Below are 10,148 nucleotides of genomic sequence, written 5' to 3' on the forward strand. Positions count from 1 at the left end.
AATTATTTTTTTACCTATAAACAAGGTAATTAGCTAATTAATAAGTAGTTGAGATTCCATGTAAACACAATCGTAATAAAATTAATACAAAATCAACTAAAGTATTATTAATAGCTTGCTAAACAAATAAAAAAATATATGTTTGTTTATAAACCAGCTAATTAACCGTGCGCTAATGAAAATATTACTTTAAAGTCTCATTATCGCGTTAATTGAAACTTAAACCTAATTAATCGGATGAAAAAAAATGCATCTGTATACTTATTGCTGCGCTAACAGGAATAGTATTTACAGGGAATTCTTATGCGCAAAATCCTGACAGTACGCTAATTGCGCAACAATTAAAAAATTCCAGGCTATATTATGATAATCACATTGGCGACCAATCAAGATTGCTCAATGGGATAAAATACGTACCGTACAGAACTGAAGATTTTACTAATAGCCCTTTTTTTTTAACAAAAGATATGCAAAATGCCTATCTGAGTTATGACGGTGCTGATTTATATAATATACCTGTTTTGTATGATCTGAGCAGACAAATGATAGTTATCAAAGATGTAGATGGCGCCAGCTATTTAAGTTTGCTCAATACCAAGCTTAATAAATTCATCATCGCTAACCATACTTTTATAAAAATATTAGCTGACAGCACCCAAACTACATTAAAAACAGGCTTTTATGATTTATTGTACAATGGGCAAACACAATTGTTAGTACTTCGCGAAAAAAAGGCCGATCAGGAAAAATCAGGTGTTACTATTCAAAACTTCTTTACCCCCAACAATTATATTTATCTGCATAAAAACGATACCTACTATTCCATATCAAGCAAAGGAGATATACTTAAATTATTAAAGGATAAGAAAAAGGTATTAAACCAGTATATACGGACCAATGATCTGAGTTTTGGAAAGGACGAAAAGGAACAATCAATAGTGAGACTTCTTAATTATTACGATCAATTAACGCGATAAGAATGAAATACATTTATACCCTAATTACCTCGCTATTAATAGTTTTACAAACTACTTATGGTCAGCAAAACCCCCGTTTGGTAAATATTGCCTTTAGTAATGTTACTATTGGCAAAGCGATAATTGACCTGCAAGCACAAACCAATTATCATTTTTATTATGATGAAGCAAAACTTGATACAACAAAGATAACTGCACAGGGTAGCGACCTGACTTTATCTGTTGCATTAAATATGGTATTTAAAACCACTGATTATCATTATACCATTGTAAACCAGCAAGTATTTATCAGTAAAGGGAATCATGTTATTGAGCCCGATTTGATAACAAATATTACCCCGGCTAAAGTTGATACAAAAACTAATGCGCCGTTAGATTATACCGATAACAGCAACCAGCCGGTTGCTAAGGCCACACTTGAAAACAAAGTATACGATATAGGTATAAAATCAAATTTAGTTGCAGCAGGCCGTTCCATACTTAACGGTTACATATATAATATAAAAACCGGCGAACCTTTAACAGGTATAAACATAGGGCGTGATGACATAAATATTAATGTTACTACCGATAGATTTGGATATTATGCCATTACCCTGCCGCGTGGCTTAAACGTATTAACTATACGCGGGATAGGCATGAAAACTACCCGCCGCCAAATAATGCTTTATACAGACGGAAAATTAAACATTGAGTTGCAGGAGCAGGTAATGTCATTAAAAGAAGTTACCATTAATGCCAAGGCAATAAACAATGTAAAACGTGTTGAAATGGGCGTTGAAAAATTGGATATTAAAAGCATTAAACAGGTACCTACCGCTTTTGGCGAGTCGGACGTACTTCGCGTGGTATTAACGCTGCCGGGCGTACAATCTGTTGGCGAGTCGAGTACGGGGTTAAATGTACGTGGCGGATCGGCCGATCAGAACCTTATTTTATTGAATGATGCCACTATTTATAACCCATCGCACTTTTTTGGTTTCTTCTCGGCATTTGACCCGGATATTGTTAAGGATGTTGAGTTATATAAAGCCAGTATACCTGAGCGTTTTGGCGGGCGTCTGTCATCTGTATTAAACGTTACAAACAGGGAAGGCAATAAAAAGACTTACACTGGATCCGCCGGAATTGGTTTAATAACCAGCCGTTTAAATATTGAAGGTCCTATAATTAAAGATAAAACATCATTTATTTTTGGCGGGCGTACAACTTATGCTAATTGGTTGCTTGGCCTTTTACCAAAGGAGTATAAAAATAGCCGCGCTTCTTTTTATGACCTTAACTTTGATGTGAGCCATCAAGTAAATGAAAAAAACAATATTTATTTAAGCGTATACGCAAGTAATGACAACTTTAGGTTAAACAGTGATACCACCTACGGTTACAGTAATAAAAACATATCATTAAAGTGGAAACACGTGTTTAATAACAAATTGTTTGGCTTATTTACCAGTGGTTTTGACAAGTATGAATATAATATAGCCAGCAGCGCAATACCGGTTAATGCTTACAAGCTTAATTTTGATATTAACCAGGCTTATTTAAAAACAGATTTTACTTATTACTTATCCCCAAAACACACCATTAATTTTGGTGCAAGTTCTTTACATTATTTATTGCATCCGGGTACTTATACCCCTAATGATCCTAAATCATTAATAGTACCCAATACGGTACCGGCCGAGCAAGCTTTAGAAAGCGCCTTATACGCGGGTGATCATTTTGATATAAATCCTGATTTTTCGGTTAATTTTGGCATACGTTATTCTATGTATAATTACCTCGGCCCTGCAACTGTACGTAATTATCCCACAGGCTTACCTAAAACTACTGTCAATTTACTGGATAGTGTAAACTATCCGGCAGGAAAAAACATAAAAACCTATCATGGACCTGAGTACCGCATATCAACGCGTTATAACCTGTCGGATGATTTTTCGGTTAAAGCAAGCTATAATACTTTAAGGCAGTATATCAATTTATTATCAAATACCGCGGCTATTGCGCCAACTGATGTATGGAAATTAAGCGACCCTAATATAAAACCTCAATACGGCGATCAACTATCATTGGGTTTATATAAAAATTTAAAATCAAATACTATTGAATTATCAGTAGAAGTATATTATAAGCACCTGCATGACTTTTTAGATTTTAAAAGCGGTGCCAATATTATACTGAACCACCATGTTGAAACTGATGTTATTGAAACGCAGGGTAAGGCATACGGTATTGAGTTTTTGCTTAAAAAAAGCGTTGGTAAATTAAACGGATGGGTAAGCTACACCTACTCGCGTACATTTTTGCAGGCCAATGACCCTACGCAGGGTGATATAATAAACAACGGCAACTACTATCCGGCCAATTTTGATAAGCCACATGCCTTTAATTTTATAGGAAATTTCAGGGTATCACATCGTTTTAATGCATCGTTAAATGTTACTTATAGTACGGGCCGCCCTATTACTTTACCGGTTGCTAAATATTATGCTGTTGGGGCCGAACGAGTAATTTATTCAGACAGGAACGCTTACCGTATTCCAGATTATTTTAGGACAGATTTGTCTATGAATATTGATGGCAACCACAAAATTCATCAGCGTTTTCATAATTCATGGAGCATTGGGATATATAATTTAACAGCAAGACAAAATCCATTTTCCGTTTATTATGTAACAAAGGGAGGCACTGTTAGCGGCTACCAACTTTCCATTTTTGGTGCGGCAATTCCGTTTATTAATTATAATATCAGGTTTTAAAATGAAAATATTTGCATATACAGTTATATTAATGTCTGTGGTAATGCTATCCTGTAAAAAAATATACACCCCACAATTAACCAGTGTATCCACCAATTTTTTGGCAATTGATGGACCAATTATTAGTGGCGACTCAACTTTTATTCGTTTAAGCCGAACTACACGCTTAACCGATACCACACAAAATAAAGCCGAATTGAAGGCAATAGTGGCCATTGAAAACGACCAAAACACGTTATACCCTTTAACCGAAAAAGGTGCAGGACTTTATGTTTTAGGTATAACCAATTTTGATGTAAGCCGCAAATACCGTTTAGATATTAAAACCAGCAATGGCAAAATTTATCAATCGGACTTTGTACCGATGAAAACAACCGGGCCAATTGATAGTGTTTATTTTGAGCCGAAGGATAGCAACCATATACAATTCTATCTGGACGCACATGATCCTACCAATAAAACCCGTTACTATCGCTGGGATTATAAAGAAACATGGAGATACACCTCACTTTTGAAATATCAATTTTATTATAATAATGGAGTGGTATCCAATCTAACATCGGCTGACCCTGATATTTCCACTTGTTATCGCACAGCATTATCTAATGAAGTTTTTGTTGGCTCGTCAGCACTACTAGCTAATGATGTTATTACAAAACAGCAATTAGGTGGGGTTGATAACTCTGAAAAAATAGTTCGGGGATATGTTTTGCAAGTGAGGCAGTACGCGCTTACAAAAGAAGGATTTGAATATTATCAAAATTTAAAAACAAATACCGAACAATTGGGGTCATTATTTGACTCGCAGTCGTCAATATTAAAAGGCAATATACATTGCATAACTAACCCGGCAGAAATGGTTATCGGATTTATAAGTTTATCAACGGTAACGTCTAAGCAGGTCAACTTATCATACGCTCAAATACCAATAAGATTTACGAATCTTTATGGCACTCTGGAGTGGTTTAAAGGTCATTTTTATAATAGTTTTACCCCTTTTAAACCCGAGCCAGGTAATTGCGAGGTAAAAAGTATCCCGGAATTACCTGCAGCAACTTTTAAAACCAGAGCCGACGCGATATTATCAAGCGGCAATAATATATTATTTGACGAGGACCTTTCCTATCCGGCTACTTCCTACACCTATTTTTATGCACCAAAAGAATGTGTTGATTGCCGGGCAACGGGTGGTACTACTACCAAACCATCTTATTTTCCATTTTAATGAGATAGTTAATGAGATTTCGCTTAATATATATGATCATCATACTTGCAACAGGATATATCTCCTGTAAAAAGGTGTATGCGCCGCAATTAAGCAGTGTATCCACTAATTTTTTGGCAGTTGATGGACCCATTATCAGCGGCGACTCAACTTTTATTCGCTTAAGTCGTACCACAAGCTTAACAGATACAACCCAAAATAAAGCCGAGTTAAAAGCAACGGTAGCTGTGGAGAGCGACCAAAATACCTTATACCCGCTTATTGAAAAAGGCAAGGGCTTGTATGTATTGGGCATAGCAAACTTTGATACAAACCGCAAATATCGACTGGATATTAAAACCAGCAATGGCAAAATCTATCAATCGGATTTTGTACCGATGAAAACCACTCCTCCTATTGATAGTATGTACTTTAAGCAAACCCAGGCCGACGAAATAACATTTTATGTTGACAGCCACGACCCGGGTAACAACACGCGTTACTATAGATGGGACTATAAAGATACCTGGGCCTATGTACCCATTTATCATACAAACTACCTGTATAAAAACGGAATTATAAGCGCTGTTGTGAAAGATAGCCCGGATGATATAAATATTTGTTATAGCACAGCAAACTCCAACCAGATAATTATCGGGTCAACTGCCAAACTTGCACAGGACGAGATGAAGCAACAGCCACTTTTTAGCATTACCTCTGCTTCCGAAAAAATTGCTCACGTTTACACAATACAAGTTAGGCAGTATGCTTTAACTAAAGAAGCTTTTGAATATTATCAAAACTTAAAGACTAATACGGAACAATTGGGCTCTATATTTGATCCGCAGGCATCAACATTAAAAGGAAACATACATTGTGTTACCAACCCTGCCGAATTGGTTATAGGCTTTATAAATGCATCAACTGTAGCAAACCTGCAATATAACCTACTGGAGAAGAACGATCCGCTAAATCCACCTCAAATAAATCTGGGTACTACCGGCATAAACAGCTATGCTTATCCAAAACCTTATTTTGAACAGTGTGTTGTATCTGCGGGTTCTAATGGTACGGTTTCGACAGGCTCGGCATGGAGCTTTGCTTTTCCTAATGTACCCGATCTTAATAAACAATCACCACAATTTTACGTACGTGCAAACAGAGCATTGGCATCGGGTGATAGTTTACTTTTTGATATACAATCGATATACCCGCTCCTTGCTTATTTATATGCGCCAAAAGCCTGTGTTGATTGTAGATTACGCGGTGGTACTAATATTAGACCAACTTATTTTCCACCAGTGAGATGAGAAAAATTATTATATACATAACATTGCTAACTGCATTAGGATATATATCCTGCAAAAAGCAGTATACACCACAGTTAGCTAGTGTATCAGTTAATTTTTTAGCAGTCGATGGCCCTATTGTGAGCGGCGATTCGACCTTTATACGGTTAAGCCGTACAACCAAACTTAGCGATACCACGCAAAACAAAGCTGAGCTTAAAGCAACGGTTTCGGTTGAGAACGATCAAAAGATCCTGTTTCCATTAACCGAAAAAGGTAAAGGCGTGTATGTATTAGGAGTAACCAATTTTGATGTGGCCCGCAAATACCGCCTAAATATTAAAACCAGCGATGGTAAAATATACCAGTCGGACTTTGTACCGATGAAGGTAACCCCTGCTATTGACAGTATTTATTTTAAACAAACCGACCCTACAGAGATCACTTTTTATGCAGATGCACATGATGATGCTAACGGCACCCGTTATTATCGTTGGGATTATAAAGATACGTGGGCTTATGTACCAATATATCATACCGTCTATCAATATAAAAATGGAATAATATCTACTGTAACACCTGATAGCCCTGATGATCTGAGCGTTTGCTACAGGTGGTCAAATTCAAACTTAATTATCATAGGTTCAACAGCCAAACTTGCACAGGATGTAATGAAACAACAGCAGCTTTTCAGTATTACCAACGCATCCGAAAAAATAGCGCATGTATACACCATACAACTGCATCAGTACGCCTTAACCAAAGAAGGGTTTGAATATTACCAGAATTTAAAAACAAATACTGAACAAATAGGATCAATATTTGACGCGCAACCAACTATTTTAACGGGCAATATTCATTGTATTACCAACCCAACAGAACTGGTTATTGGATATGTAAGTGCATCGACCATTGCCAATAGGCAATTTAACCTACTGGAGAAAAACGACCCTTTAAAAGCCTATGAAGTAAATCTTAACCCAAATTACTTTAAAGTAACACGATATGCTTATCCACAACCATTTTTAGTTGATTGTATATCGAGTCATGATACAACATCAGTATCGCCAAGACCCTGGTTGTTAAATGGCCCGTACGAAGGCGATTTAAATGTGATATCTCTATCAACTCGAACCAGGTTAAATAATGCTTTTGCAAAAGGTGATAGTTTGTTGTTTGATTTAGGCTTTGGGGCACACACCGTTACTTATATTTATGCTCCGAAAGCCTGTGTTGACTGCCGTTTAAGATTTAATGCGACAAATATACGGCCGGCTTATTTTCCGAGGATACAATAAATAAATATACTATAGCTTGCAAAAGACATAAATAATATAAGGCTGAATAATTTTCCAAAAAATATATAATTAAGATATAATGAAAAAATATATAAACCTGATCAAAACATTAAAACTGTTAACATTTATAGGTGCAAGTTGGTGCTTAAATTCATCGGCGCAGGTATTAACTGATATACAACAAAAGTTTAATACTTATAATCAAAACACTTTGCAGGAAAAACTATTTGTGCATACCGATAAAAGCTTTTACCTGGCCGGCGAAATAATATGGTTTAAAATATATGACATCAGCGAAGCGCAAAACAAATTGGTGGATGCTTCGAAAGTAGCTTATGTTGAAATTTTGGACAAGAATAACGCACCAATTTTGCAGGGTAAAATCAACCTGGAAAACGGTACAGGCAATGGTTCATTTTATATACCGGTTTCGGCAACATCAGGAAACTATAAATTAAGGGCTTACACAAACTGGATGAAAAATTTCAGTGCTGATAAGTACTTTGAAAAAAATATAACCATCATAAACTCACAAAAAGAAATAACCCTACAAACAAAAGAACCCGTTGTTGCAGACTACGATGTGCAGTTTTTTCCGGAAGGGGGTAATTTAGTTAGTGGTTTAAACAGTAAAATAGCATACCGGGCGGTTGGCGCTGATGGTAAAGGCATTGATTTTACAGGGGCTATAGTTAATAGAGCTAATGATACCATTGTACGTTTTAAACCACATAAATTTGGCATCGGTACGTTTATATTTAAGCCCGAAGCAACTAATGCATACCGTGCTGTTTTAAAAGTAAACGGAAAAACAATTACCAAACTCCTACCGGCTATTGCGGCCAATGGTTTTGCCATGCAATTGAGTGACGCTGGCACGCAATTAAAAGTTAACATAAGCGCTACTACAAACAACACAGGTAGCGTTTACCTTATTGCACATACCAGGCAATTAATAACTACTGCCAAAACTATTGATCTTACCAATGGCGAAGGTTCGTTTTTAATTGATAAAAACAAACTTGGCGAAGGTGTAACCCACATCACCATTTTTAATGGAGATAAACAGCCCGTATGCGAAAGATTGTATTTTATACGCCCAAAACAAAAATTAGCCATTGATGCCGCCCCTGATAAAAGCGAATACTCAACCCGGAAAAATGTAAGCGTATCTGTAGCGGCCAAAAATATTGGCAATACTGAAGGTGCTAACTTATCAATGGCGGTATACCGGTTAGATTCATTAGAAACATCTACCCCTGAAAGCATATATACTTATATTTGGTTAACATCAGAGTTGAAAGGAAATATCGAGTCGCCAGAGTATTACTTAAACGGAACCGATGATGAAGCTGTAGATAATTTATTACTTACGCATGGCTGGAGCAAGTATAACTGGAATGAGGTTATGCAGACCCAACCTGCCGCGCTTAAATACCTGCCTGAGTATGACGGGCATATTATTACAGGAAAAATTACCAATCCCAAAACAACCTTATCTGTACCCAATAATGAGGTAGTTATGGGCGTGCCGGGCCGACGGGTACAACTCTATAATTCAATATCAGACGCTGATGGAAATTTCATATTTAATACCAAAAACTTTATAGGGCCAAATGAAATCGTGGTGCAGCCAAGGCTGGAACAGGATACTTTATTAAAAACTCAAATATTAAATCCTTTTTCTGAGCAATATTCAAGTACGCCGGTATCTGAGTTAGTTTTACCTAAACAGCTATATAACTCACTTCAAATACACAATTTGGGTATGCAGGTACAAAATACATTTAGCGGCGAAAAATTAAAACAACAGTACACCCCGCTAATTGATACTACATCTTCATTTAATGGTGCGCAAATAGAATACCTGACAGATAATTATACCCGCTTTACCACAATGGAAGAGGTGATGCGGGAATACATACATGAAGTATTGGTAAGCAAACCAGGCGGTAATTTTAGGTTCAGGGTGATAAACCAGCAGTATTATATGGAGAAACAGCCCGAGTTAATATTTGATGGCGTACCTATTTATAACGCAAATACCATTATAGCTTCGGACCCATTAAAAGTAAGGAAGATAGACGTTGTGCCTGCTGAATACCACAAAGGAAAAACTGCCGAATATGGCTTAATAAGCTATAGCACCTATAAGGGCGATATGGGCGGAGTAGAAATTAACCCACATTCTCTTGTAATTGATTACGAAGGCCTGCAGCTAAACCGCGATTTCTTTTCGCCGGTTTATGAAACAGAGAAACAATCAGCCAGTCACCTGCCCGATTTTCGTACAGTACTGTATTGGGCACCTGATATATACACGGATGCCAACGGCAAAGCCAATGTAAACTTCTACACTTCTGACCAGCCGGGTAAATACCTTGGTGTTGTTCAGGGTATATCGGCAAGCGGAAAAGCAGGTATGCAGACGTTTAGTTTTGATGTTAAGCCGATGGTTACACCTTAAAACTGACGCTCAATTACACAATAAAAACGGACTAACCTTTAGATTAGCAAAGTATATAAAAGAAGCTTATTATTATTGTTGTTAACTTTCTTTTTGCTTCTTTTTCTTTGTTAACAACTTCGATTTTTGTGGAAAAGTTAACAACGGTAAAGGC

Annotated in this window: 6 protein-coding genes; all 6 read left to right on the forward strand. The window is 36.7% G+C overall.

Features of this window, described 5'->3' with window-relative positions:
- The first annotated feature begins 467 nt into the window (after window positions 1-467).
- The gene (locus ABI367_RS16485) at window positions 468-977 is read left to right on the forward strand and encodes a hypothetical protein (protein WP_462229502.1); all 510 of its coding nucleotides are present in this window, start codon (window positions 468-470) and stop codon (window positions 975-977) included.
- A gap of 2 nt (window positions 978-979) precedes the next feature.
- Entirely contained in the window at window positions 980-3,736 is a 2,757-nt protein-coding gene (locus tag ABI367_RS16490) for a TonB-dependent receptor (RefSeq protein WP_462229504.1), read from the forward strand.
- Between the two features lies 1 nt (window position 3,737).
- The gene (locus ABI367_RS16495) at window positions 3,738-4,961 is read left to right on the forward strand and encodes a DUF4249 domain-containing protein (RefSeq protein ID WP_462229506.1); all 1,224 of its coding nucleotides are present in this window, start codon (window positions 3,738-3,740) and stop codon (window positions 4,959-4,961) included.
- 32 nt (window positions 4,962-4,993) lie between these two features.
- Window positions 4,994-6,250 carry a DUF4249 domain-containing protein gene (locus tag ABI367_RS16500; RefSeq protein WP_462229508.1) on the forward strand — a complete coding sequence of 419 codons (1,257 nt, stop codon included), beginning with the start codon at window positions 4,994-4,996 and terminating at the stop codon, window positions 6,248-6,250.
- Window positions 6,247-7,527 (forward strand): DUF4249 domain-containing protein, encoded by a 1,281-nt coding sequence (locus tag ABI367_RS16505; protein WP_462229510.1) that lies wholly within the window; start codon window positions 6,247-6,249, stop codon window positions 7,525-7,527. Before ABI367_RS16500 ends, ABI367_RS16505 begins: the two co-directional genes overlap by 4 nt.
- Window positions 7,528-7,606: 79 nt before the next feature.
- The gene (locus ABI367_RS16510; protein WP_462229512.1) at window positions 7,607-9,994 is read left to right on the forward strand and encodes a hypothetical protein; all 2,388 of its coding nucleotides are present in this window, start codon (window positions 7,607-7,609) and stop codon (window positions 9,992-9,994) included.
- The last annotated feature ends 154 nt before the right edge of the window (window positions 9,995-10,148 follow it).

Origin of the sequence: Mucilaginibacter sp. (genome assembly GCF_039935595.1) — a bacterium.
GTDB lineage: Bacteria > Bacteroidota > Bacteroidia > Sphingobacteriales > Sphingobacteriaceae > Mucilaginibacter.